The sequence below is a fragment of the Bradyrhizobium sp. HKCCYLRH3097 genome (genome assembly GCF_051167875.1).
GTDB lineage: Bacteria > Pseudomonadota > Alphaproteobacteria > Rhizobiales > Xanthobacteraceae > Bradyrhizobium.
Map to the genome: position 1 here is coordinate 51,623 of NZ_JBNPTX010000007.1, position 23,845 is coordinate 75,467.

Here is a 23,845-nt window from a genome sequence, read left to right on the forward strand (position 1 = left end):
GGAATGACGGAGCAAGATCACGCCACCTGCTGGTCGAGGATCTTCACGGCCTCGTCGAGCGCGACCGAGACGAGCTGCGACACGCCGCGCTCGGCCATGGTGACGCCGAACAGCCGGTTCATGCGCGCCATGGTGATCGGGTTGTGGGTGATGATGATGAAGCGGGTCTCCGTCGAGCCCTTCATCTCGTGCAGCAGGTTGCAGAAGCGTTCGACGTTGTGGTCGTCGAGCGGCGCGTCGACCTCGTCCAGCACGCAGATCGGCGAGGGGTTGGTAAGGAACACCGCGAAGATCAGCGCCATCGCCGTCAGCGCCTGCTCGCCGCCCGACAACAGCGACAGCGTCTGCGGCTTCTTGCCCGGCGGCTTGGCGATGATCTCGAGGCCCGCCTCGAGCGGATCGTCGCTCTCGATCAGGTGCAGCGCCGCTTCGCCGCCGCCGAACAGCTCGGTGAACAGCCGCTTGAAGTGGTCGTTGACGGTCTCGAACGAGGATTGCAGACGCTCGCGCGCCTCCTTGTTGAGGCTCTGGATGCCCTGGCGCAGCCGCTTGATGGCCTCGACGAGGTCGTCGCGCTCGGTGGTCAGCGCGGTATGCGAGCCCTCGACCTCGGTGAGTTCTTCCTCGGCGCGCAGGTTGACGGCGCCGAGCCGCTCCCGGTCGCGGCGCAGCTTCTCCAAGGTCTCTTCGATCTCGTGCAGCGGCGGCAGTTGCGTGTCCGGACCGATCTCGGCCATCGCCGCGACCGCGTTCGGCTCGCATTCGAGCATGTCGTGGATCTCGCGCTCGACGTCGCCGACGCGGCGCTTGGCGCTCTCCAGCCGCTCCTCGGCACGGGCGGCCGCTTCACGCGACTTCGACAGCGCTTCCAGCGACGCTTTCGCAGCGCGGTCGGTGTCGCCCATCGCAGTCTCGGCCTCGGCCAGCGCGTCGGCCGCGACCTGGCGCTCCTCCTCGGCGATGGCGAGCTCGTCGATCAGCGCGCTGCGCTTCTCGGCGAAGATCTCCGGCGCGTTGTCGAGCTCGGCGCGCTCGTCCCGCACCTCGGCGATGCGCGCCTCGATGGTGGCGATCTGCGAGCCGGCGCCGCGGATGCGGTTGAACCAGTCGTTGCGCTCGCTGATGATCGCCTGCACGCGGCGGTCGGCGAGCTCGGCCTCGCGGGCCAGCGCCTGGGCCTCGGCGCGCACCTGGGCCGCGGCGCGGCGCTTGGCCTCGATCTCGGCGCGCACGGCCGCCAGCCGGCCATCGGCTTCGGTGGTCGCCGGCAGCTCCTCGATCGCCTCCAGCGCATTCTGGTGCAGCTCGGCGATCTCGGCGCGGTCATGGGCGAGGCGGGTCGAGGCCTCGACCAGCGCCGATTTGCGCGCCGAATGGCGATTGATCTCGCGCTCGGCATTGGCGTGGCGCTCGCGCGCCGAGTTCACCTCGCGCTGCGCGGCGCGCCAGGCTTCGCGCGCGGCGCTCTCGGCGGCGGTCGCGGCCCTCACCTCGGCCTCGGCGCTCTCCAGCGCCTGGCGCTTGTTGGCGGCATCGATGCGCGCCTGCTCGAGCTCGGCCTCGATATCGATCAGGCGGGCACGCTCGGCCAAGCGCCGGGCCGCGCCGGTCGGCGCGTGCGCCGCGGCGATGAAGCCGTCCCAGCGCCAGACGTCGCCTTCCGGCGACACCAGCCGCTGGCCGGTCCTGAGTTGAGAAACCAGTTGAGCGCCGCGGTCGCGCGACACCACGCCGATCTGGGCCAGGCGGCGCGACAGCTCCGGCGGCGCCTGCACATAGGCCGCGAGCGGCTCGACGCCGTCGGGCAGCGCGGGATCGGTGACCTCGGCGCCGGCGACGGTCCAGTGCATCGGCGCGGAGGCATCGACCGGCGCATCGAGGTCGTCGCCGAGCACGGCGCCGAGCGCCTTCTCATAGCCCTTGGCGACGGTGACGCCGTCGATGATCGGCGGCCACAGATTCTTGGTCTCGCTGTTCACCATCTTGGAGATGGTGCGCGCCTCGGTCTCCAGCCGCTGCACCCGCTTCTCGGCCTCGGCGAGCGGGGCGCGCGAGGCTTCGAGCTTCTGCCGCGCATTGGCCTGCGCCGACTCGTTGGTCTGCACCGCGGCCTCGGCCTGCGCCTCGGATTCCTCGGCCGCTTCGAGCGAGGCGGCGAGCGTGTCGAGATCACCGAGATGCGCGGTCTCCTGCGCCAGCCGCTCCTCGTCGGCGCGGACATTGGCGATGTCCTGGTCGAGGCGGGCGAGACGCTCGCGATGGCTGCGGACGTTGGCTTCGAGCTGGTTGCGGCGCGCGGTGAGGTCGGCGAGCTGCGTCGTCAGCTCGGTGAACTGGCGCTCGGTCTCGGCCAGATCAGCCTCGGCCTCGGCGACGCGCTCGTCGACGCCGCTGCGCATCTCGACGCGCGCCTTGATCTCTTCCTTCAGCTCCGCGTCTTCAGTTTCAAGACGTTGCAGCGCGACCTGCGCGTCCTGGTTCTGCTGCTGCTCGCGCGCGACGTCGGCGGTGAGCTGCATCAGGCGGCGATCGAGCTCGCTAACGCGCTCCTTGGCGCGCACCTCCTCGCGGTCGAGCAGATCGCGGGCATTTTTCAGCCGCTGCATCGTCGCGGCGGCGCGGGCCTCGGCCTCGCGCAGCGCCGGCAGATGCGACGAACGGATCGCCTGGATGCGGGCCGATTCGGCCTGCTCGCGGGTCCGCTCCGCCATCTCGCGAACGGCGACATCGTGCACATGCGCGGCGTCGTTGAGGTCGGCATGCGCGCCCATCCAGCGCAGGTGATAGAGCGTGGCTTCGGCCTTGCGCACCTTGGCGGCGACCTCGCGATAGCGGATCGCCTGCCGCGCCTGCTTACGCAGGCCTTCCATCTGGCCGGAGAGCTGGCCGATGACGTCCTCGACACGCAGCAAATTGGTCTCTGCCGCCTTCAGCCGCAGCTCGGCCTCGTGGCGGCGCGCATGCAGGCCGGCAACGCCGGCGGCGTCTTCGAGCACGCGGCGGCGCTGCTCGGGCTTGGCCTGGATGATCTCGCCGATCTTGCCCTGGTGGACCAGCGCGGGCGAGCGCGCGCCGGTGGCGGCATCGGCGAACAGGATCTGCACGTCGCGGGCGCGCACGTCGCGACCGTTGATGCGATAGACCGAGCCGGCCTCGCGCTCGATGCGACGCGAGATCTCGAGAATGTCGCGATCGTTCACGGCGGCCGGCGCGGTGCGATCGCTGTTGTCGATCGTCATCACCACTTCGGCGTGGTTGCGCGATGGACGCGTGTTCGAGCCGGAGAAGATCACCGCGTCCATGTCGGCGGCGCGCAGCGATTTGTGCGAGGTCTCACCCATCGCCCAGCGCAGCGCTTCGACCAGATTCGACTTGCCGCAGCCGTTCGGACCGACGACGCCGGTGAGGCCGGGTTCGATCACGAAGTCAGTCGGTTCGACGAACGTCTTGAAACCGTGAAGACGAAGACGCGTGAGTTTCATGCACAGATTCTCTGTTGGCGGGAGACGAATCTCCCAGCCCCGACAATACCATGGAAGGCAATGTCAATGTGGACTGAGTCGCCCTGGCGCCTCATTCTGAGGGCGGGACAATGGCGAGGGCTGGTCCCCAGGGCAACCCGCCGGGCCTGCTTTTCCAAGGCTTTCTCGTGGCGAACGGCCCACGAAACAGAAGCGGCCCCATTGAGGGGCCGCGCTGTGTCTTTGATGACTCAGTGATTCGAATCAGCTCTTCAGAAGCGGGTTGATCTTCTTCTGAAACTCCTCGATCGAAGCCTCGCCCTTGATCTTCTCGCCGTTGATGAAAAAGGTCGGCGTCGAATCGACTTTAAGAATGTCGCTCGCATATTTCTGGTCGGCGGCGATCTTGTCGAGCAACGCCTGGTCCTTGAGGCAGGCCTCGACCTGCTGCTGGCTGAGACCGGCCTGCTTGCCGATCCGCGTCAGCGTCTCCGTCGTGTTCTTCACCACCCAGTCGTTCTGCGAGCGGAACAGCATGTCGGTGACCGCGAAATACTTCTGCGCGTCGTCCTTGGCGATGCAGCGCGTCAGCATCGAGCCCGCGGCGGCTTTGATGTCGAGCGGGAACTCGCGGAAGATGTAGCGGATCTTGCCGGTATCGATGTATTCGGCCTTCAGCTTCGGGAACACGGTGGCGTTGAACGCCGCGCAGTGCGGGCAGGTCATGGAGGCATATTCGGTGATGGTCACCGCAGCGTCCGCCGGTCCGATCGCCATGTCGGGCAACGACTGAGGCTTGGCGACATCGGCGGCGCTCTGCGCCATCGCGTCCGAGATCAGCCGCAGCGGGGAGAAGCCGGCCAGCGCGGCGAGGCCGGTCAGCGACAGGGCAGCGGTGAAGGCGCGGCGGGTGATGATCAAGGCTCTGCTCCGAAATGGGCGCATCTCGCGCCTGAAACGCTCGTAACTCGGCTTTTCGCTAGCTTGAAACCCACCCGGAGGCAATGCCGGGCCGCAAATGGGGATCAAAGCGTCAGCGTCAATTTCGCTTGATGGCGGCGCCCAGGCGGGCCAGCGCGTCGCGCAGGGCGTCGTCCTCGATCGCGGTCAGGGTCTGCGCGACCTTCGCGACCGTCTTCGGATCGGGCGGCACCGGGCGGCGCTTCACCGGGGGGCGCAACAGCGGCCCCTGTCGCAGCGCCAGCTTGCCCACCGCGTGCCAGCCGAAGAAGCGGTTGACCCGCTCCAGGATCACGTCCGACGAATGCTGGATCTCCAGCGCCATCGGCCCCTCGACGCGCAGGATCAAGGTCGCCGGCTCCTGCGGCTGGCCCTCGACCGGCCGCGGCCATTGCATCTTCAGCGGCTGGGCGTGCTCGGCGATCTCGCGCCCCGCGATCTCCGGCCAGCGCGTCACCAGCTCGCGCGCGGCAAAGCCCTGCTTGGCATAGGCGGCCGTCAGCACGTCGCCCATCATGAGCGACAGCGGTTTTGCGGTGAGGCGGCCGGGCTTTGCCATCGATGCAGGCTTCTCGTGGTCTGCCGCCCGTCCGAGCCGCCGGGGCTCGAAGAAAGCCGTGGATGCCGCAGACGAGACGGCGGTCCAGCGGGCGACGATGGCTCCTGACGTACTAGATTAAGCCAATGGTGTCATCAGCCCTTCCTTCCAAGCGCAAGAGCCGACCAGAGAATCGCGGCTCCGCCGAGCGCCCCGCACAACTGCTCGCCTGGTACGACCGCCACCGCCGGCGGCTGCCGTGGCGCGCGCCGGCCGGGCAGCGCTCCGATCCCTATCGCGTCTGGCTGTCGGAGATCATGCTGCAGCAGACCACGGTGAAGGCGGTCGGGCCGTATTTCGAGAAGTTTTTGGCGCGCTGGCCGGATGTCTCCGCGCTCGGCAGCGCCGAGCTCGACGACGTGCTCCGGATGTGGGCCGGCCTCGGCTATTATTCGCGGGCGCGCAACCTGCATGCCTGTGCCGTCACCGTGCTGCGCGAGCATGGCGGCGTGTTCCCGGACACCGAGGAGGGGCTGCGCGCGCTGCCCGGCATCGGTCCGTACACCGCGGCGGCCATTGCCGCGATCGCGTTCGATCGGCTGACCATGCCGGTCGACGGCAATATCGAGCGCGTCGTCTCGCGGCTGTTCGTGGTGGAGGAGGCGTTGCCGCAGGCCAAGCCGCAGATCCAGGCGCTGGCAGCGACGCTGCTCGGGCCGTCGCGCGCCGGCGACAGCGCGCAGGCGCTGATGGATCTCGGCGCCACCATCTGCACGCCGAAGAAGCCGGCCTGCGCGCTGTGTCCCTTGAGCGAGGACTGCGCCGCACGCGAGCGCGGCGACCAGGAGACGTTCCCGCGCAAGGCCGCCAAGAAGACCGGCACGCTCAGGCGCGGCGCCGCCTTCGTCGTCATCCGAGGCGACGAGCTGCTGGTGCGCTCCCGCCCCGCAAAGGGCCTGCTCGGCGGCATGACCGAGGTTCCCGGCTCGGAATGGCTCGCTGGCCAGGACGATGCCGACGCGCTCGCCCAAGCGCCGGAGCTGGCCGGCGTGAAACGCTGGCACCGCAGGCTCGGCGTCGTCACCCACGTCTTCACGCATTTCCCGCTGGAGCTCGTGGTCTATACCGCGCGGGTCCCGGCGCGGACACGCGCCCCGGAGGGCATGCGCTGGGTCCCGATCGCGACGCTGGACGGCGAGGCGCTGCCCAACGTGATGCGCAAGGTCGTCGCGCACGGGCTTGGGGATTGAAGCTACGCGTGTGATGGAGGCTGAAGGCCCTCCGTGAGCTGTGTGGCGTAAGGCGGGCAAAGGCGCGCCCTACGCCACACAGCTCATGCAGAGCTGTCGTGCGGGCCCCCTAGCCTCCACACCCTAGCCTCCAATTTCCTCACGATCGTAAAGCTCGAAATGCGATCTTTCCTGATAGCCCACTTTCAAAAGCGCGAAGAGGCCCGAAGAGCCTATCGGCTCGATCGAAAAAAGCGCCTACCGCGTCCGCCGACCGCGTTGTTGTGGTGATGCGTGTGCGACTTCGAAGATGGATTTCGGACCACCTTTGGAAAGCGTCTATCGCGGCGCCAACGACCGATTGCCGTTCGAGACCGCGATACCGATTTCCTGGGCTTGGTGCGAGAGCAACGCGACGTTGGCGCCTCCGGGCTTGAACGCGGGCCCGAATGTGATCAGAAGATCATGGGTCCGCGTACGGTTCAGAGATCCGAGCGTGGACCCGTCGCCGGCGGAAAACCGGACGAGTTTCCAGACCGGGTTGATCGTGCCGGAAGAGATCACCACGAACTTGACGTGATAGGACAGCACGTCTTGCTTGAACGTGTCGCCGGCGTCCTTGGGCAATGCCGAGGACGGGAGCGCTAGTTCGGATTGCAGCCGGTCGCGCAGCCATTCCGAGATGCCCAATTGGCTCTCGAGGAGGAAGGACGAACCGTGAAATGATGGACGGTCTTGAGCGCACGTGCCGCCGGGAAAATTCCGAAGCTTGTCGAGATTCCAGTAGTTTCCAAATTTGTCTTCGCGCGTACCTTGGGAAGAGAGCGTACCGCCGAGGCCGAGCGAACGTGATTGACTGTCCGCGAGAGGTTCGATGAAGGAAATTCCGGGGTTCAGGGCGCCGGTCTCGTCCACCTGAAGATCCACCGTTGTCTGCACACCCCATCGACTAGGCAGCAGTGAATCGTTGTCGTGCACTGCTTGAACGATATCGCAGTAGATTTTCTCGCGAATTTTAAATTCAAGATCGCCGCCTGCGGTAAGCACGGGCGTACGCGAAGTTTCCCAAGCCTCCTGCATTTGCGGTATGTAAGTTCCGCAGCCGGCCAAGCTCATGGACAATGCTGCCGCCACCACAGCGGTCATGCTCGTTCGCTTCATGATGTCTGCTCCGCGTCACTGCTGTTGCTGCGACTTCTTCAGTGCATCAAGGAGCGATTGAAGAGGGACACCGTTGATACTGAAATTATCGAAGCGCGCAGCGCAAGTCCAAAGACACGACGTACGGCCGTTGTCGGAGTTTTTGGCGACATTGCAGAATGACCGTTCGCAGTTCATCTCTTGAGCGGGAAGAATGTCTTGGCAGGTCGGCTCCTTTTGCCGGGGACAGAGGATCGTGTCGCTACGAGCCGAATTTGAAAGGCTACACATCAGAACGGCAGTAATGACTAAGGAACGAAACATTTTAGACCCCCATCTAAAAATACAATTGAAAATTGCCGCACATCGGCGTAACAATCAAGCTGCCAATAGTCGCGATCAGCGCCGAAATTTTTCTCTGCGCTCGTCGGCGGCCAATCGATTCCTGTCGGACGCCGCGATGGCGTCTTCGTTCGACGAAAACTCCCAAACATTCCTTAGCGGAGGGAAGCCGGTCCAAACGTCCGTCTATCGGATGTTTCCCGGGTCGAAATCGGTCGTAACGGGTACGGATGAGGACGGAGATGTTGCGGATTTGAACAAGTCCATGACGTCGCTGTTCGTGCAAAATGCTCCCAACGACCCGCGACGCAATTATCGGCTCGTGGGCGCGATCTGGATGGATAAGCCCAAGCTCCTGACTGCGAACATGCCGATTGCAAATCCGGCTGGTATGGATACGGACGATCCCGCCGCAATCGTCGCGGGCGAAGACGGGCTCTCCAGCATGGCCATGGAGTCGTTCACGCAGAATAGCTTCGTCAACTGCTTTAGCTGTCACGATACGTAGGCGGTGACGGATGCCGCCTACAATGTCGTTCTGCGACCAAAGAAGCTGAACCTCAGCCACATATTTTCGAAGTTTGTCATCGATTCGAAATGACGAAAGGAGGCAAAAATGGGCTTTGAACAAGTCAAAGACATTCTTGAGCAAGGCATGGCGACCTGGGTGCAGGCCAAAGGCAGACCGGCCCATCTGAAGGGCCACGGCGCGACCTTCAAATGGGACACCAAGGCGAACCTTCTCGCGGCATCGGGTCACGGAAAGCATCTCATTCAACCGGAAGTCATCGGTCAAAACGGAGCCGCCGCGAATCTGGTGGTCGACCTCCGGACAGGCATCGACAGTCCTGCGTTACGCATGCCGAAAGGAGGCCCTTTCATACCGGATGATCAGATCCAGATCATCGAGGATTGGATCACTCAAGGGGGCCCCGACTGACTTTCCCAACTCCAGGATTACGCAGTATTACGGTGACCGTGCATAAAATCTTCGGTAGCGAGCAGCACCGACGAGAGGCTGCGTCGTGCAGGTCGGTGCTGATCGCATCAACGCGCAGAATGTGCTGACCTTGCCCGCCATTCCCGATGCCGTTTCGTCCCGTCCCAAGGCTCGACTTCCGTTTTTCAGAATATTTCTTGACTCCACCCCCAAATCAGGTGTCTTATCCATGCCGTTCCGTCCCGGCAGGAGGGGCGTACGCGTCGTCACGACACGCGGGGCGGGATGCGGTGGCTGCGACGGCGTCGTCAGGACGAGCGACGTCGACCGGCCTCGTGCAGAGCTGCGGCGGCTTGCCGTCGTGGTTCGGGTGCGGGGCCTTTCGCGGACGTTGAAATCGTGTGGTCCTGGCATCCCGATGCTGATGCCAAGCGGGCGGTGATGATGATCCGCCGGTGACGGGGGCAAGACAGCCGGTCCCCGGGGAGATCACGTATAAAACGGAAGCCCATCGCGCAGGGAATGCCGGATGACCGGCTGGACCTGTGGTGACTGCCGCCTGCTTATCTTTCTGCAGGCGGGCCATGGGTTGCGGCCAGCGCCCGGCATTCCCTGCGCCCTCCTCATTTGCGAGGGTCCTTCTCGGCAACACCTCGGGCGCGGCGCGCCGCGAGAGGGTGAGCTCATGTCCTTCATCGGGATGTCCGTCGTCGCATCGCCATCGATCGGCATGGGTCGTGTCCGGATCCGTGCGGGTCGAGCACGCGGCCCGCAGAATGCAGATCGCCCATGACGGCGCACGCGGGCGGCCAGGGGTGGACGGTCCGGACCGGTGCAGATAGGGTCGGATATCATCTGTCAGGGATCACCATGCTCAAGCTCTATGTCGCGCCGGGCACCTGCGCGCTCGCTTCACACATCGCGCTGGCCGAGACCGGCGCCGACTACGTCGCCGAGAAGCTCAGCTTCAAGACCAACCAGCAGAACAGCCCGGACTATCTCGCGATCAATCCCAAGGGGCGCGTTCCGGCGCTGGTGACGGAGCAGGGCGTTCTGACCGAGACGCCGGCGATGCTCGCCTATATCGCGCAGCGCTTTCCGGAAGCGCGGCTTGCGCCGCTCGACGACGTCTTCGCCTTTGCCGAGGTGCAGTCGTTCAACAGCTATCTCTGCTCGACGGTCCACATCGCCCACGCGCACAAGATGCGGGGCTATCGCTGGGCCACCGAAGAGTCCTCCTTCGCCGACATGAAGAAGAAGGTGCCGGAGACGATGGGCGCCTGCTTCGCGCTGATCGAGCAGAAGATGCTGCGCGGCCCGTGGGTGATGGGCGAGCAGTACACGATCTGCGATCCCTATCTGTTCACGATCGCGCAATGGCTCGAAGGCGACGGCGTCGACATCAACGCCTTCCCGAAGGTCGCCGACCATTTTGACCGCATGTCCGGGCGGCCGGCCGTCAAGAAGGCGCTGGCCGAGCTGGCGGGCTGACGGCCATCCTCGAGGCCATGGCGTCGGAACAGCGCCCGCCAGCATGGCGCATCGGGAGAGCGGAAAAAATAGCCGCGCGAAGCCGGAACCCAGCTCCGGCCATCGACGTTTCAGGAGGCCGTGGCGCGCCTGCGACCGATCTCCTTTTCTGGGACCCCTTGATGTTGCCGGCTGCCGTTTCAGATGACCGTTTGCGCGCGACCGGCACCGAGGGCATCCGCGAGAGACTGAAGGCGGCAACGGCCTCGGCGCACCGCGTGCTGGATGAGGGGCTCGTTCATTTCGATCTCACCACGACGGCTCATTATCGCCGGTTCCTGCAGGCCAGCGCAGCCGCGCTGCTACCGCTGGAGGCGGCGCTCGACCAGGCCGGGGTGGATGATCTGATCCAGGACTGGCCGCAGCGTCGGCGGGCACAGGCGATCGCCGGCGACCTCGCGGATTTCGGTGCCGCGCCGGTTCCGATGGACCTTCCCGCGCCCTCGCTCGACCGTGCGGGCGTATTCGGCACGCTCTACGTACTCGAGGGATCTCGGCTCGGCGCAGCCTATCTGCTGCGCATGGTCGCGGCCTCCGCCGATCCGCGGGTGAGACGCGCGACGCGCTATCTCGGCCATGGCGCGCGGCAGGGCTTGTGGAGCAGCTTCCTGTCGCAACTCGCGCAGGCGCGGACGACGGCCGACGAGGAAGTCAGGATGATCGTGAGTGCACGCGAAGCGTTCGCGATGTTTGCGAAGGCGATGGCAGCAGCATGAACGAGCCGGTCAACCTCACCAATTGCGATCGCGAGCCGATCCATGTTCCCGGGACGGTTCAGCCGTTTGGCTTCCTGCTGGCGCTGGTGTCGGACTTCACCATATGCATGGCCTCGGAGAACGCGCCGGATTTTCTCGGCGGCGATATCGGCTGGCTGCTGCAGCGGCCGCTCGACGCCGTGCTCTCGGAGGCGGCCGCGGCCGCGATCCGCGCCAGGGTCGACTATCTCAGCGGCCCCGATGCGGTCGAGCGCGTGTTCGGCGTCGATCTGCAGGGCCGTGGCAAGCTTTTCGATCTCGCCATCCACTTTTCCGGTGCGTATCTCGTCGTCGAGGCCGAGCCCAGTCTGACCGAGCCCGGCGTCAATTCCGGCGAGCTGGTGCGGTTGATGCTCGGCCGCATCCGCAAGACGACGGGGATGATGGACCTGGCGCAGGAGGCGGCGCGCCAGCTCAAGCTGCTGACCGGCTTCGACCGGGTGATGGTGTATCGGTTTCATCCCGACGGCTCGGGTGAGGTGATCGCCGAGGTCGCGGGCTCCGGCCTGGAGCCGTTCCTCGGGCTGCATTATCCGGCCTCGGACATTCCCAAGCAGGCGCGGCAGCTCTATCAGCGCAACTGGCTGCGGATCATCGCCGACATCAACGCCGCGCCGGCGCCGCTGCTGTCGACGCCGACGCACAATGCCGGACTGCTCGACCTGTCGATGAGCGTGCTGCGCGCGGTCTCCCCCATTCACATCGAGTATCTCCGCAACATGGGCGTCGCCGCGTCGATGTCGGTCTCGATTCTGCGCGAAGGCAAGCTGTGGGGCCTGTTCGCCTGCCATCATTATGCGCCGCATCACCTGTCGTTCGAGAAGCGCACTGCGGCCGAGCTGTTCGGTCAGATGTACTCCTGGCTGCTCGAGGCGCGCGAGCGCGAGACCGACATCGCCTACGAGACGCGCGCGCATCAGATCCAGGAGCGGCTGATCGAGCGCGCGGCCGCGCAGGCCCACAGCAAGCGCGCGATCCTGGAGTTCGTCGCCGACTATCGCCAGATGATCGAGTGCGACGGCATCGCCGTGTGGTCCGATGACGAGATCACGCTCGACGGCGAGACGCCGACCGAAGAGGAGGTGCAGGACCTCATCGGCTTCATCAACCGGACCTCCCCCGGCCGCATCTGCGCCAGCGCCGAGATTGCCAAGGTGTACGCGGCGGGCGAGGCATTTCGCGATCGCGCCGCCGGCTTCCTCGCCATTCCGATCTCGCGCACGCCGCGCGACTGCCTGATCTTCTTCCGCCGCGAGGTGCTGCGCGCGGTCAACTGGGCGGGCGATCCGAACAAGAGCTATGCCGAGGGCCCGAACGGTTCCCGCCTGACGCCGCGCAAGAGCTTCGAGCTGTGGCAGCAGACGGTGGCCGGCCAGTCGAAGCCGTGGACGGCGGCGGATTTGCGCATCGCCGAGAGCCTGCGCGTCACGCTGCTCGAAGTGATCCTGCAACTCTCCGAGCTCGCCGCGCGCGAGCGCCGCGGCGCGCAGGAGCGGCAGGAGCTGATGATCGCCGAGCTCAATCATCGCGTCCGCAACATCCTCAGTCTCGTGCGCGGCCTCGTCGCGCAGAGCAAGGACACGGCGACCTCGGTGGAGGAGTTCGCGTCCGTGCTCGGCGGCCGCATCCAGGCGTTGGCGCGGGCGCACGACCAGATCACCAACCTGAATTGGGCCCCCGTCGCGCTCCGCCATCTGCTCGAATCGGAGGCTGGCGCCTATCTCGGCTCAAGGGCCGGACGGGTGCGCATGGAAGGTCCAGAGGTCGCGCTCGACCCCAAGGCGTTCGCAACGCTCGCGCTCGTCGTGCACGAGATGATGACCAACTCAGCGAAATACGGCGCGCTCGCCGACTCCACAGGACAGGTGCAGGTGATCTGGCGGCTCGATCCCGGGGCGAGCCTGGTCATCGACTGGAAGGAGAGCGGCGGGCCGCCGGTGCAGCCGCCGTCGCGGCGCGGCTTCGGCACCACCATCATCGAGCGTTCGGTGCCGTTCGACCTCAAGGGCGACGCCGAGATCCGCTTCGACCTGCTCGGCGTGCAGGCGCGCTTCGTGATCCCTGCCAATTTCGTCCAGATGGTGCCGGCGATGACGGGGGCACCCTCCAGGCACCAGCGCAAGGAAGAGGACACGCCGCGCCTGTCCGGTACGGTGCTGATCGTCGAGGACAATCTGATCATCGCGATGGGCGCCGAAGTGATTCTGCTCGAGCTGGGAGCGCGGCACATCGACACCGCGGCGTCGGTCAGTCAGGCGCTGAAGTCGATCGAGCGCGCGGTGCCGAGCTTCGCACTGCTCGACATCAACCTCGGCGCGGAAAGCAGCCTGCCTGTCGGGCACCGGCTGAAGGAACTCGGTGTGCCCTTCATGTTCGCGACCGGCTATGGCGAGCGTGCGCCGATTCCGGCGGATCTGTCCGACATGCCGGTGATTCAGAAGCCGTACACGCGCGAAGTCGTCGAGAAGGCATTGACGAAGATCAAATGAGTCGCACGCGCATCAAGGTCGGCTTTGCGCGTCGCGGTGATTGGCATTCATGATTGCAGTCTTGGGTTTTCTCACATCCGCGTGTTGCACATGAGCGCGACAACGCACGACGGGAGACAGATCATCGACTATTCCCACTGTTGCTGCGACAAAACAGCCCGAAAATATTAGAACGCATCCAAAGGACACCGCTGTTCTAACATTGTTTCGACAAATGGAACCTCCGCAGCCTTATTCCGAACGAAGTCATCGCCGAAACGGCGCAGCGGGGGCGCGTTGAATCGTCGGAGGTCTGATGACGAATCGAACGACGAGTTTGTTGCCGTGCGTTGCTGTCGCCGTGCTGGCGGGAGCGGCTGCGACGACAATCGAGTTTACACCGGCATCGGCTGCAGACGAATGCCTTGCAAAGCCTGCGGGGACGCCGGCGGGGAAGCACTGGTTCTATCGCATCGATCGCGCGACCAAGAAGCAGTGCTGGTATCTGCGCGACGACGATCGCGAAGCGAAGGGCGCGTCGCTGGTCACGCGCAAGCTCGCCTCGCAGAAGGAACGGGCTCAGCTCTCGTCGACCGCGGCAAATGCACGTGCCGAGATCCAATCGTCGTCCAAGGACGCCGCCGATGAGGTGAAGGTCGTGTCCTCGACACCGACCGTGGCGGCGTCTGCCTTTCCGTCGGCTGCTGCATTTCCGGCCGCGCCTGCGCCGGTCGTCGCGCCGGCGCCCGTGGTGTCAGCGCCGGCGGCGGCTGCGCCCGACCCGGTCGGCGCGGCTGTGAACGAATCTGCTGTTGCGACGCGTTGGCCCGACCAGTCCGGCACGCTGCAGGCCGCGGCGCAGCCCGCTGCGCCCCGCGCGTCATCCTACACGCTCGCGGCCGCCAGCGACACCAACGCCGCGGAAGCGGCTGCTCCCGCGACGCCGGCGCTGGCCGCTGCGGATGCGTCGCCGGCCGTGACGATCGGCATGTCCGGGGATGATGCGTCCAAGACGCGGATGTTTGCTTTCCTGGGCGCAGTCGCGATCGCGGGCTTCTCGATCAGCGTGCTGTTTGCGCGCGCCCGGAGCAGGCGGCAGCTTCGCATCGAGCCGGTGGCCGCCCGGCGCGTCACGCGTTGGCCGGCGGAGCCCGAGCTCGATCGCATGCACCTGCCGCCGGTGGACAGCTACTATCCGGCGCTGGCGGGACGCCGGGGTAAATCGTCGCAGTCGACAGCGCAGGTCTCGGTCGTGCCGCGCGACGACGCTCGCTACGATGAGCAGTACGAGGTCGAAGACCTGCTGGCGCGCTATTCCGGACAGGAACGCCGGAATTCCTGAGCGTCAGGCGGCGGACATCTCGGAGCGGATCTCGGCGCGCAATTCGTCGATCAGCCTGAGGCCGCCCTTGGTCTCGACATGCCAGAAGGTCCAGCCGTTACAGGCCGGCAGGCCTTGCGCCACCGCGCCGATGCGGTGGATCGAGCCGACCTTGTCACCCAGCATGATGGCCCCATCGGCGCGCACCAGCGCGCCGTGGCGGCGCTTGGAGTCGACGAGCTTGGTGCCGGGCGCGATCATGCCGCGTTCGATCAGCTCCGAGAAGGCGACGCGCGGCGCTTCGCGCGCCGTCATGAACGGTGCGAGCGTTGCCTCCGGCAGCGGCTCGACCGCGGCGATGCGCCGCTCTGCCGCCTTCGCATAGACCTTGTCGCGCTCGAAGCCGATGTAGCGGCGGCCGAGGCGTTTTGCCACGGCTCCGGTCGTGCCGGTGCCGTTGAACGGATCGATCACCAGATCGCCGGGTTTCGAGGATGACAGCAGCACCCGCGCCAGCAGGCCTTCCGGCTTCTGCGTCGGATGGATCTTCTTGCCGTCGCCGTCCTTCAGCCGTTCCTCGCCCGTGCACAGCGGAATCAGCCAGTCCGAGCGCGCCTGGACGTCCTCGTTGGCGGCCTTCAGCACTTCGTAGTTGAACGTGTAGCCCTTCGCCTTCTCGTCCCGCGCGGCCCAGATCATGGTCTCGTGCGCGTTGGTGAAGCGGCGGCCGCGGAAGTTCGGCATCGGGTTGGACTTGCGCCAGACGATGTCGTTGAGGATCCAGAAGCCGAGATCCTGCATGATCGCGCCGACGCGGAAGATGTTGTGATAGGAGCCGATCACCCAGATCGTCGCGCTCGGCTTCATCAGGCGGCGCGCGGCGAGCAGCCAGGCGCGCGTGAAGTCGTCATAGGCGGAGAACGAGGAGAACTTGTCCCAATCGTCGTCGACCGCATCGACCTGCGATTCGTCGGGACGCTTGAGCTCGCCCTTGAGCTGCAGATTGTAGGGAGGATCTGCAAACACCAGGTCGACCGATGCGCCTGGCAGTTTCGACATCTCGGCGACGCAGTCGCCGACGATGATTCGTTGCTCTTCGAGGGTCTGAAATTTAGTGCGGGGCGCCCTTGCAGACGCCCCGCGACGCGACTCTACCATGACTCAAGAACTCTGACTCAGGCGACGCTGTCGGCGACGCGGGACCTAACAACCGACTGCCCACACATTGACCCGGCAAAGTAAAAATGGACTTAACCCGGAAAATTATTCGCATCGATGCGCACGCATTCATCACGCGCACCGGCGACGAATTCCGTTCGTCGATACACGATGGTCTCTGCGCAAGACGCCGATTGCGATGGGTTTTTCGCGCCGGCCGCGCGCGAGCGCAGCCGATCGAGGTTCGGCGCGGGCCAGTTTTTTCGGCGGCGCTAGGCAAAATTTGCCGGCCGGGTTATTGATTAACACAGTGGAAATTTTACCTGTTTGCCGCGTTAGGCATTTCGCGCAGAGCCGCGCAAGAATCGTGAGGAAAGGCCGCCCATGCGTTACGATGATTTCCGTCGCAGCGACGACATCGATGACCGTCGCGACGAAGGCGGCGGGATGGGCGGTGGTATGGGTCTGCCGATCGGCGGCGGCGGGCTGGGCATCGGCACCATCATCGTTCTCGGCCTGATCGGCTACGCCTTCGGCATCGATCCGCGCATCCTGATCGGCGGCGCTGAGATGCTCAGCCACGGCGGCGCACCGACCCAGCAGGCCGATCGGCGCTCGCCCGGCAAGACCGGCGCGCCGAAGGACGAGATGGGCGACATGATCGCCGGCGTGCTCGGCGAGATCGACGACCGCTGGAGCGAGATCTTCCAGGCCAGCGGCCAGAATTACACCGGGCCCAAGATCGTGCTGTTTCGCAACAGCACCAATGGCGGCCGCTGCGGCATGGCGCAGTCGGCGATGGGGCCGTTCTACTGTCCGCCGGACCGGCAGATCTTCCTCGACACCAACTTCTTCCGCGAGGTCGAGACGCGCTTCCGGGGCTGCTCGGGCAGCGCCTGCAAGTTCACCGCGGCCTACATCATTGCGCACGAGGCCGGGCACCACATCCAGAACCTGCTCGGCATCCTGCCGCGCGTGACGCGGATGCAGCAGCAGTCGGACAACAAGGCCGAAGCCAACGCGCTGCAGGTCAAGGTCGAACTGCAGGCCGACTGCCTGTCGGGGGTCTGGGTCAATCGCGAGGCCAAGAAGCGTCCGGGCTTCCTCGAGGAGGGCGACATCGACGCCGCGCTGACGACGGCCTCGGCGATCGGCGACGACACCTTGCAGCGGAAGGCTACCGGACGCGTGGTGCCGGATTCGTTCACCCATGGCTCCGCCGCGCAGCGCAAACGCTGGTTCATGATCGGCTACCAGCAGGGCACGGTGCAGGCCTGCAATACGTTCAGCGCCAGTTCGCTGTAGGGAGACGCGATGATGGCGATCGACGAGAGCAAGAGCTTCATTCCCCTCAACATCGCCGTGCTGACGGTGTCCGACACGCGTTCGCTTGCCGACGACAAGTCCGGTACCACCCTGAGTGACCGCCTGACCGCTGCCGGCCATAGGCTCGCGGCGCGCGAGATCGTCACCGACGACGTCGAGAAGATTCGCGCGGTGGTGAAGTCGTGGATCGCCGATCCCGGCGTCGATGTCGTCATCACCACCGGCGGCACCGGCTTCACCGGCCGTGACGTCACGCCGGAAGCGATCGAGCCGCTGTTCGAGAAGCGCATGGACGGCTTCTCGATCGCCTTCCACATGCTGAGCCACGCCAAGATCGGGACGTCGACGATCCAGAGCCGGGCCACGGCCGGCGTCGCCGGTGCGACCTATATCTTCTGCCTGCCGGGATCACCGGGGGCCTGCCGCGACGGCTGGGACGGCATCCTCGCCCCCCAGCTCGACTACCGCACGCGACCCTGCAACTTCGTCGAGATCATGCCGCGGCTCGACGAGCATCTGCGCCGGCCCAAGGCGCAGGGCGCGACGGCATAGGGCCACGGGACGACGACGCGGCGCGCGTCCATCGCGCGTCTCACTTCGTTGGTACGATCTCGAAAGCGCCGCCGCCTTCGATCGCCGCGCCAATGAGGCCGCCCATCATGCTGGCCGCGAAATTCTGGCCGCGCGGTCCCACGACCATCCGGTAGGTCTTGCCAGGCACGGCGGTGAAACGAATGTTCGACGAGCCCGGCGAGGACCATGTCGACACGGTGATCGTGGTGGCGCCGGGCGCAATCGGGCCGCTGTAGCTCTCGCCGCGGCCAAGGCTCGCCACCTTGGCGCCATTGATCTCGATCGCCGCTGGTGCCGCCAGATAGAGGAAGTCCGTCGTGCGCGTAATCGCGACCGTTGCGCGCCCTTTGGGCGCGGCGCGAGCCGCCGTCCCGGCCTCGACCCCAAACAGGCCTGCGAGCGCGACAAGCGCCGCAAGCTTCGATCGCACCATCGATTCCATCACTGCTGATACCCGCCCCGTTTGGCGGGATACTACCGACGCGCGGGAACTTCGCAATCGGCATGCGCAGCGTGTTGTGGCGGTGATCTCGGCCTACCGGCGGTTGCTGCACGAGCCGCCCGGCTACAACTCGAGCCGCCATGTCTCGCCGGTCAGCGGGACGCCGAACATGGCGTGCGGCTCCTCGGCGATCTTGCGAAACCCGGCGCGGGCATAGATGTCGCGCGCGGCGGTGAGAATGCTTTGCGTCCATAGCTCGATCGTCCTGTAGTTCTTCTCGCGGGCGAAGCGGATGCATTGTTCGGTCAGGGCCCGGCCGACGCCGAGACCGCGGGCCTTCTTCTCGACCAGCAGCAGCCGCAGCTTGGCGACCTCATCGCTGCCCTTGACCAGGAAGATCGAGCCGACCGGCTCGCCCGCAAGCTCGGCGATCCAGCAGTGCTCGCGCGCCGGGTCGTAGCTCCTGATGAACTGTGCGCCGATCTCGGCGACCAACGCCTCGAACGAGACGTCCCAACCATATTCCTCGGCGTAGACTGCGCCGTGCCGTGAAACCACCCAGCCGATGTCGCCCGGGCGATGGCTGCGCAGCAGCACTGGGGAGCGGCCCGGCTGCTGCGGCTCCAGGGCGGTCTCGATCGTCGTCATTGCACCGACCAGCCGGTCGCGCACGGATGGCGCCAGCGGCGCCAGCATGGCCGCGATCTCCTTCTGCGAGCTGCGGTCGAGCTTGGCATAGGCCTGCCGGCCTCTTGCGGTCAGGCCGAGCTGCTGCTGCCTGCGATCGGTTGGCAAAGGCGTGCGGGTGATCAGCCCCTGCTCGTCGAAGCTCTGGACGATGCGGCTGAGATAGCCGGCATCGAGGCCGAGCGAGAGACCGATCTCCTTGGCCGAGATGGCGTCGTACTGTGCGAGTTCATAGAGCACACGCGCCTCGGCCAGAGAAAACGGACTGTCGAGCAGATGCTGGTCCAGCGCGCCGAGCTTCCTCGTGTAGAAACGGTTGAACGCGCGGATGGCGGCGACCTTGCCGTCGGCTGGGGCGGAATTCATGGGGCACCTCCAATATTTGCCATTGTCAACCAATTGATTGACTTTGGCAAGTATTGTCGTGCCGCTACACCATCACGATCCGGCTGCGCAGCATCGTCCGCGAGGAACGGCCGAGCTGACGCAGCAGCCGCGTTTCGGCGCGCTTGTGGTCGGGCTTGTATCCGCCGAGCTGCCGGTAGTGATCCCTGGCGATCAAGAGACCCTGGTCGCCGAGCGGCCCGACCAGGACCCGCGCAACCGCGCGCAGCCGGTCGCGCAGGCTGATTGCGGCATAGGGAGACCGGGCATAGCGGAAGACGCCAGCGCGCGGCCGGCCGGCGGTGGCGACGCTCTGGACGAACTGCATGGTTTCATCGATCCAGCCGGGATCGAGCATCGCGCCGGCGGGCAGAAACATCAGCCAGGGCGCACGCGCGCTGGCGGCCCCTGCAGCCAGGGCCGCGGCCTGGGAGCCCTCGAACTTCATGAAGTGGCAGCCAGCGACGTCCGCGACCCGCTCGATCACGCTGGAATCGGGCGAGCGATCGACCAGCAGCACCTCGGTGACGACACCGGCCGCGGCGCCCGGCACCAGCGCGGACAGGGTGGCCACGGCGGTCTGCTCGACACCTTCGGTCGGAATGATCACGCTCAGCATGAAACTGGCATCGCTATCTGTCGCGCCTCCGGCATGACTGTTATCATCTTGTCATAGCCAAATCAGCCCGCTGCGCTGCGGAATTTTGCAGCACGTACCTGGCCGCGCCGTTCGGCCCGCGCCCGAACGGTGCTATTTCAAGGTGCCGTGTTGCTGAAGCTCGCGCTTGACTGGCTCAGTCGCCTGCCTGTGTCGGCGTGGTGCCGCCGGCGCTGTTCGGCCACACCCAGTCGCGGATCGCCGGCATGTCCTCGCCATGCGCGCGGATGTAGCGGGCATGCTCGATCAGCGCATCGCGGAATTTCTGCTTCACATGAGCCGCCGACACGCTGAGGCCGGGCACGCGTTCGATCGCCTCGATGGCGAGGTGGAAACGGTCGAGCTCGTTCAGCACGACCATGTCGAACGGAGTCGTCGTGGTGCCTTCCTCGATGAAGCCGCGCACATGCATGCCGGCATGGTTGGTGCGGCTGTAGGTGAGGCGATGGATCAGATACGGATAGCCGTGATAGGCGAAGATCACCGGCTTGTTGGTGGTGAACAGGCTGTCGAAGTCGCGGTCGCTGAGGCCGTGCGGATGGTCCTGCTTCGGCTGCAGGGTCATGAGGTCGACGACGTTGACCACACGGATCTTCAGGTCGGGCAATTCCTTGCGCAGCAGGTCGACGGCTGCGAGCGTCTCCAGGGTCGGGACATCTCCGGCGCAGGCCATCACCACGTCGGGCTCCTCGTCGGCGGGCTCGGTGCCGGCCCAAGACCAGATGCCGATGCCGGCGTCGCAATGCGTCGCCGCCTCCTGCATCGACAGCCATTGCGGCGCCGGCTGCTTGCCGGCAACGATGACGTTGATGCGGTCGTAGGTGCGCAGGCAGTGGTCCGCGATCCACAACAGCGTGTTGGCATCCGGCGGGAAGTAGATGCGGACGATGTCCGCCTTCTTGTTGGCGACGAGGTCGACGAAGCCGGGGTCCTGATGGCTGAAGCCGTTATGGTCCTGCCGCCAGACATGCGAGGTCAGGAGATAGTTCAGCGACGCGATCGGGCGCCGCCACGGCAGCTCGCGTGACACCTTCAGCCATTTGGCGTGCTGGTTGAACATCGAATCGACGATGTGGATGAACGCCTCGTAGCAGGAGAACAGGCCGTGGCGGCCGGTGAGCAGATAGCCCTCCAGCCAGCCCTGGCAGAGATGCTCGCTCAGCACCTCCATCACGCGGCCGTCATGGGCGAGGTGGACATCGTAGGGCTCGATGCCTTCCATCCACACCCGCTCGGTGACCTCGAATACGGCATCGAGCCGGTTCGAGGCGGTCTCGTCCGGGCCCATGATGCGGAAGTTGCGTGTCTCTGCATTCAGCGTGATCACGTCGCGCAGGAACTTGCCGAGCTCGCGCGTGGCTTCAGCCATGGTCTGGCCCGGAGAGGACACCTCGACCGCAAAATGCTGGTAGTCTGGGAGCCTGAGCTCGCGCTTGAGCAGACCGCCATTGGCATGCGGGTTGGCGCCCATGCGCCGCGTGCCCTTCGGTGCCAGTGCCTGCAGCTCCGGCACGAGCCGGCCGTGGCCGTCGAACAGCGTTTCCGGCTCGTAGCTTTTCATCCACGCTTCGAGCAGCGCGAGATGCTCGGGCTTGCCGCGCGGATTGGTGATCGGCACCTGATGGGCGCGCCAGAAGCCTTCGACCTTGAGGCCGTCGACCTCCTTCGGCCCGGTCCAGCCCTTCGGGCTGCGCAGCACGATCATCGGCCAGCGCGGCCGTTGGATCGTTGCATCCGGCTGACGCGCATTCTGCTGGATCGAGCGGATGCTCGCGAGCGCGACATCGAGCGCGTCCGCCATCTGGCGATGCATCGCCTTCGGCTCCGCGCCTTCGACGAACAGCGGCTCGTAGCCGTAACCTTCGAACAGGCATTTGATCTCGGCATCGCCCATGCGGCCGAGCACGGTCGGATTGGCGATCTTGTAGCCGTTGAGATGCAAAATCGGCAGCACCGCGCCGTCATGGGCCGGGTTCAGGAACTTGTTCGAATGCCAGGATGCGGCGAGGGGCCCGGTCTCGGCTTCGCCGTCGCCGACCACGCAGGCCACGATCAGATCGGGATTGTCGAACGCCGCACCATAGGCGTGGACCAGCGCGTAGCCGAGCTCGCCGCCTTCATGGATCGAGCCCGGCGTCTCGGGCGCGGCATGGCTCGGAATGCCGCCGGGGAAGGAGAACTGCCGGAACAGCTTGCGCAGGCCATCGGCATCGCGCGTGATGTCCGGATAGATCTCGCTGTAGCTGCCTTCGAGATAGGTGTTGGCGACCATGCCGGGGCCGCCATGGCCGGGACCGCACACGTAGATGACGTCGAGATCCTGCGCCTGGATGGCGCGATTGAGATGGGCGTAGATGAAATTCAGTCCGGGCGTCGTCCCCCAGTGGCCGAGCAGGCGCGGCTTGACGTGCTCCGCTTTCAGCGGCTCGCGCAGCAGCGGGTTGTCCAGCAGATAGATCTGCCCGACCGAAAGATAGTTCGCCGCGCGCCAATAGCGATCGAGCAGGTCGAGATCGTCGGCTGTGTTGGTCTGATGGGAAGATGTGATGTTCATGGAACCTCGCTTGCCGTCCGCTTCGCGCCTGCGGGAAGTGCATTAGAGTAGCGCCGCACCATTCCGTTCCAGTGCGCTGCGAAGGATAGAACGGGAATGTGATGGTTGGCCCTGCGCGGGCTCCAGAACCGTTCCGAGACGTTGTTCTCTTTTGTTCTTGTATTGTTCTTTTTGTGTGCTATGTCTTGGCCATGAGCCGAGCATCTTCACATGCCCTCAAGCGCCCGCCGGTCCCGGTGCCCTCCGAGCCGGTGGGCGCGCCTTCATCTGACCCGGAAAACGACTTCCCCGAACTCGCGGTCGCCATCGAACGGGGGCGGCGCCGCGGCCGGGGTGCACAATCCAATGCGAGCGGCCGCTACGAAGCGGAGGCTCGCGTCGTCTTCGACGATGGATGGCAGAGTCTCGAGGATTTGCCGCCGTTCAAGACCACGGTCGCGACCGATACCTCGCGCAAGGTCATCACCCGCAACGACTCGCCGGACATCGGTTTCGATCGCTCGATCAACCCATATCGCGGCTGCGAGCATGGCTGTGTCTACTGCTTCGCGCGGCCGACCCATGCGTTTCTCGGGCTGTCGCCTGGTCTCGACTTCGAATCCAAGCTGTTCGTGAAGCCGGATGCGCCCGCGCTCGTGGAAAAGGAGCTCGCGGCCAGCGGCTACGAGCCGCGGATGATCGCGATCGGAACCAACACCGATCCCTATCAGCCGATCGAGCGCGAGCGGAAGATCATGCGCGGCATCCTCGAGGTGCTGGAAAAGGTTGGCCATCCCGTCGGGATCGTGACCAAGTCGGCGCTGGTGATGCGTGATGCCGACATCCTGGCGCGGATGGCCAAGAGGAACCTGGCGAAGGTCGCGATCTCCGTGACCACGCTGGATCCGAAGCTGGCGCGCACCATGGAGCCGCGGGCCTCGACACCGTCGAAGCGGCTGGAGGCGCTGCAGGCGCTGTCGAGGGCCGGCATTCCGACCACGGTGATGGTGGCGCCGGTGATCCCGGCGCTGAACGACAGCGAGATCGAGCGCATCCTCGATGCCGCCGCCCATGCCGGCGTCAAGGAGGCGGCCTATGTGCTGCTGCGCCTGCCGCTGGAGGTGCGCGACCTGTTCCGCGAGTGGTTGCTCGAGCATTATCCGGACCGCTACCGCCACGTCTTCACCCTGATCCGCGACATGCGCGGCGGCCGCGATTACGACTCGCAATGGGGCACGCGAATGAAGGGGACGGGCCCGATGGCCTGGATGATCGGCCGCCGCTTCGAGATCGCCTGCGAAAAGCTCGGCCTGAACAAGCGCCGGACCAAGTTGACGACCGATCATTTCGTCCGGCCGAAGGGCGGCGGGCAGCAACTCAGCCTGTTCTGAAGCGTGCGG

Annotated in this window: 19 protein-coding genes; 10 read left to right on the forward strand and 9 right to left on the reverse strand. The window is 65.7% G+C overall.

Going from position 1 to position 23,845, the window contains the following annotated elements; translation table 11 throughout:
• Positions 1-17: 17 nt before the first annotated feature.
• The 3 genes from smc to ACQR0U_RS18285 all read right to left on the reverse strand — a co-directional run bounded on the left by smc (position 18) and on the right by ACQR0U_RS18285 (position 4,980).
• Positions 18-3,482, reverse strand: coding sequence for a chromosome segregation protein SMC (gene smc, locus ACQR0U_RS18275; RefSeq protein WP_434844151.1), 3,465 nt, complete (start codon positions 3,480-3,482; stop codon positions 18-20).
• Between the two features lie 243 nt (positions 3,483-3,725).
• Positions 3,726-4,382, reverse strand: coding sequence for a DsbA family protein (locus ACQR0U_RS18280; RefSeq protein ID WP_315717267.1), 657 nt, complete (start codon positions 4,380-4,382; stop codon positions 3,726-3,728).
• A 118-nt stretch (positions 4,383-4,500) separates the two neighbouring features.
• Positions 4,501-4,980 carry a DUF721 domain-containing protein gene (locus ACQR0U_RS18285; protein ID WP_315717265.1) on the reverse strand — a complete coding sequence of 160 codons (480 nt, stop codon included), beginning with the start codon at positions 4,978-4,980 and terminating at the stop codon, positions 4,501-4,503.
• A 125-nt stretch (positions 4,981-5,105) separates the two neighbouring features.
• Between ACQR0U_RS18285 and mutY the strand changes: the two genes are divergently transcribed.
• A complete protein-coding gene (gene mutY, locus ACQR0U_RS18290; RefSeq protein WP_316171357.1) occupies positions 5,106-6,209 on the forward strand; it encodes an A/G-specific adenine glycosylase in 1,104 nt (367 codons plus the stop codon).
• A gap of 318 nt (positions 6,210-6,527) precedes the next feature.
• Here mutY and ACQR0U_RS18295 read toward each other — a convergent pair whose 3' ends face one another.
• Entirely contained in the window at positions 6,528-7,349 is an 822-nt protein-coding gene (locus ACQR0U_RS18295; RefSeq protein ID WP_316171358.1) for a hypothetical protein, read from the reverse strand.
• Positions 7,350-7,632: 283 nt separating this feature from the next.
• Between ACQR0U_RS18295 and ACQR0U_RS18300 the strand changes: the two genes are divergently transcribed.
• The 6 genes from ACQR0U_RS18300 to ACQR0U_RS18325 all read left to right on the forward strand — a co-directional run bounded on the left by ACQR0U_RS18300 (position 7,633) and on the right by ACQR0U_RS18325 (position 14,705).
• Positions 7,633-8,178 carry a hypothetical protein gene (locus ACQR0U_RS18300; RefSeq protein ID WP_316171359.1) on the forward strand — a complete coding sequence of 182 codons (546 nt, stop codon included), beginning with the start codon at positions 7,633-7,635 and terminating at the stop codon, positions 8,176-8,178.
• A 108-nt stretch (positions 8,179-8,286) separates the two neighbouring features.
• Positions 8,287-8,610: a hypothetical protein gene (locus ACQR0U_RS18305; RefSeq protein ID WP_316171360.1), complete on the forward strand. Its 324-nt coding sequence runs from the start codon at positions 8,287-8,289 to the stop codon at positions 8,608-8,610.
• 870 nt (positions 8,611-9,480) lie between these two features.
• The gene (locus ACQR0U_RS18310) at positions 9,481-10,101 is read left to right on the forward strand and encodes a glutathione S-transferase family protein (protein WP_316171392.1); all 621 of its coding nucleotides are present in this window, start codon (positions 9,481-9,483) and stop codon (positions 10,099-10,101) included.
• 161 nt (positions 10,102-10,262) lie between these two features.
• The gene (locus ACQR0U_RS18315) at positions 10,263-10,856 is read left to right on the forward strand and encodes a biliverdin-producing heme oxygenase (RefSeq protein WP_316171361.1); all 594 of its coding nucleotides are present in this window, start codon (positions 10,263-10,265) and stop codon (positions 10,854-10,856) included.
• On the forward strand, positions 10,853-13,384 hold the full coding sequence (locus tag ACQR0U_RS18320) for an HWE histidine kinase domain-containing protein (RefSeq protein ID WP_316171362.1): 2,532 nt from the start codon (positions 10,853-10,855) through the stop codon (positions 13,382-13,384). Before ACQR0U_RS18315 ends, ACQR0U_RS18320 begins: the two co-directional genes overlap by 4 nt.
• 295 nt (positions 13,385-13,679) lie before the next feature.
• On the forward strand, positions 13,680-14,705 hold the full coding sequence (locus tag ACQR0U_RS18325) for a hypothetical protein (RefSeq protein ID WP_315750421.1): 1,026 nt from the start codon (positions 13,680-13,682) through the stop codon (positions 14,703-14,705).
• A gap of 3 nt (positions 14,706-14,708) precedes the next feature.
• Here ACQR0U_RS18325 and ACQR0U_RS18330 read toward each other — a convergent pair whose 3' ends face one another.
• Positions 14,709-15,842 (reverse strand): site-specific DNA-methyltransferase, encoded by a 1,134-nt coding sequence (locus tag ACQR0U_RS18330; RefSeq protein ID WP_315717257.1) that lies wholly within the window; start codon positions 15,840-15,842, stop codon positions 14,709-14,711.
• 384 nt (positions 15,843-16,226) lie between these two features.
• On the opposite strand from ACQR0U_RS18330, the gene ypfJ reads away from it, so the two are divergent.
• Positions 16,227-17,147, forward strand: a complete 921-nt coding sequence (gene ypfJ / locus ACQR0U_RS18335; protein ID WP_315717256.1) for a KPN_02809 family neutral zinc metallopeptidase — start codon at positions 16,227-16,229, stop codon at positions 17,145-17,147.
• Positions 17,148-17,156: 9 nt separating this feature from the next.
• Positions 17,157-17,720, forward strand: a complete 564-nt coding sequence (gene moaB, locus ACQR0U_RS18340) for a molybdenum cofactor biosynthesis protein B (protein WP_316201113.1) — start codon at positions 17,157-17,159, stop codon at positions 17,718-17,720.
• A 40-nt stretch (positions 17,721-17,760) separates the two neighbouring features.
• Here the strand turns inward: moaB and ACQR0U_RS18345 are convergent, their stop codons facing one another.
• The 4 genes from ACQR0U_RS18345 to ACQR0U_RS18360 form a co-directional block, all read right to left on the reverse strand.
• Positions 17,761-18,174, reverse strand: a complete 414-nt coding sequence (locus ACQR0U_RS18345; protein WP_434844155.1) for a hypothetical protein — start codon at positions 18,172-18,174, stop codon at positions 17,761-17,763.
• Between the two features lie 132 nt (positions 18,175-18,306).
• Positions 18,307-19,236, reverse strand: a complete 930-nt coding sequence (locus ACQR0U_RS18350; protein ID WP_316167466.1) for a bifunctional helix-turn-helix transcriptional regulator/GNAT family N-acetyltransferase — start codon at positions 19,234-19,236, stop codon at positions 18,307-18,309.
• A 64-nt stretch (positions 19,237-19,300) separates the two neighbouring features.
• Positions 19,301-19,873 carry a glycosyl transferase gene (locus tag ACQR0U_RS18355; protein ID WP_316167468.1) on the reverse strand — a complete coding sequence of 191 codons (573 nt, stop codon included), beginning with the start codon at positions 19,871-19,873 and terminating at the stop codon, positions 19,301-19,303.
• A gap of 175 nt (positions 19,874-20,048) precedes the next feature.
• Complete coding sequence (locus ACQR0U_RS18360) at positions 20,049-22,466, reverse strand: phosphoketolase family protein (RefSeq protein WP_316201111.1); 2,418 nt, start codon at positions 22,464-22,466, stop codon at positions 20,049-20,051.
• A gap of 191 nt (positions 22,467-22,657) precedes the next feature.
• Between ACQR0U_RS18360 and ACQR0U_RS18365 the strand changes: the two genes are divergently transcribed.
• Entirely contained in the window at positions 22,658-23,836 is a 1,179-nt protein-coding gene (locus tag ACQR0U_RS18365) for a PA0069 family radical SAM protein (protein WP_434844156.1), read from the forward strand.
• The last annotated feature ends 9 nt before the right edge of the window (positions 23,837-23,845 follow it).

What these genes read in the sequence shown, in the direction of transcription:
- ACQR0U_RS18325 (WP_315750421.1), top strand. Translation starts at nt 13,680, where the DNA reads ATGACGAATCGAACGACGAGTTTGTTGCCGTGCGTTGCTGTCGCCGTG.
- ACQR0U_RS18285 (WP_315717265.1), bottom strand. Translation starts at nt 4,980, where the DNA reads ATGGCAAAGCCCGGCCGCCTCACCGCAAAACCGCTGTCGCTCATGATG.
- ACQR0U_RS18295 (WP_316171358.1), bottom strand. Translation starts at nt 7,349, where the DNA reads ATGAAGCGAACGAGCATGACCGCTGTGGTGGCGGCAGCATTGTCCATG.
- ACQR0U_RS18345 (WP_434844155.1), bottom strand. Translation starts at nt 18,174, where the DNA reads ATGGTGCGATCGAAGCTTGCGGCGCTTGTCGCGCTCGCAGGCCTGTTT.
- ACQR0U_RS18360 (WP_316201111.1), bottom strand. Translation starts at nt 22,466, where the DNA reads ATGAACATCACATCTTCCCATCAGACCAACACAGCCGACGATCTCGAC.
- ACQR0U_RS18330 (WP_315717257.1), bottom strand. Translation starts at nt 15,842, where the DNA reads ATGGTAGAGTCGCGTCGCGGGGCGTCTGCAAGGGCGCCCCGCACTAAA.
- moaB (WP_316201113.1), top strand. Translation starts at nt 17,157, where the DNA reads ATGATGGCGATCGACGAGAGCAAGAGCTTCATTCCCCTCAACATCGCC.
- ACQR0U_RS18365 (WP_434844156.1), top strand. Translation starts at nt 22,658, where the DNA reads ATGAGCCGAGCATCTTCACATGCCCTCAAGCGCCCGCCGGTCCCGGTG.
- ACQR0U_RS18355 (WP_316167468.1), bottom strand. Translation starts at nt 19,873, where the DNA reads ATGCTGAGCGTGATCATTCCGACCGAAGGTGTCGAGCAGACCGCCGTG.
- ACQR0U_RS18315 (WP_316171361.1), top strand. Translation starts at nt 10,263, where the DNA reads ATGTTGCCGGCTGCCGTTTCAGATGACCGTTTGCGCGCGACCGGCACC.
- mutY (WP_316171357.1), top strand. Translation starts at nt 5,106, where the DNA reads ATGGTGTCATCAGCCCTTCCTTCCAAGCGCAAGAGCCGACCAGAGAAT.
- ACQR0U_RS18350 (WP_316167466.1), bottom strand. Translation starts at nt 19,236, where the DNA reads ATGAATTCCGCCCCAGCCGACGGCAAGGTCGCCGCCATCCGCGCGTTC.
- smc (WP_434844151.1), bottom strand. Translation starts at nt 3,482, where the DNA reads ATGAAACTCACGCGTCTTCGTCTTCACGGTTTCAAGACGTTCGTCGAA.
- ACQR0U_RS18320 (WP_316171362.1), top strand. Translation starts at nt 10,853, where the DNA reads ATGAACGAGCCGGTCAACCTCACCAATTGCGATCGCGAGCCGATCCAT.
- ACQR0U_RS18305 (WP_316171360.1), top strand. Translation starts at nt 8,287, where the DNA reads ATGGGCTTTGAACAAGTCAAAGACATTCTTGAGCAAGGCATGGCGACC.
- ACQR0U_RS18310 (WP_316171392.1), top strand. Translation starts at nt 9,481, where the DNA reads ATGCTCAAGCTCTATGTCGCGCCGGGCACCTGCGCGCTCGCTTCACAC.
- ypfJ (WP_315717256.1), top strand. Translation starts at nt 16,227, where the DNA reads ATGCGTTACGATGATTTCCGTCGCAGCGACGACATCGATGACCGTCGC.
- ACQR0U_RS18300 (WP_316171359.1), top strand. Translation starts at nt 7,633, where the DNA reads ATGACTAAGGAACGAAACATTTTAGACCCCCATCTAAAAATACAATTG.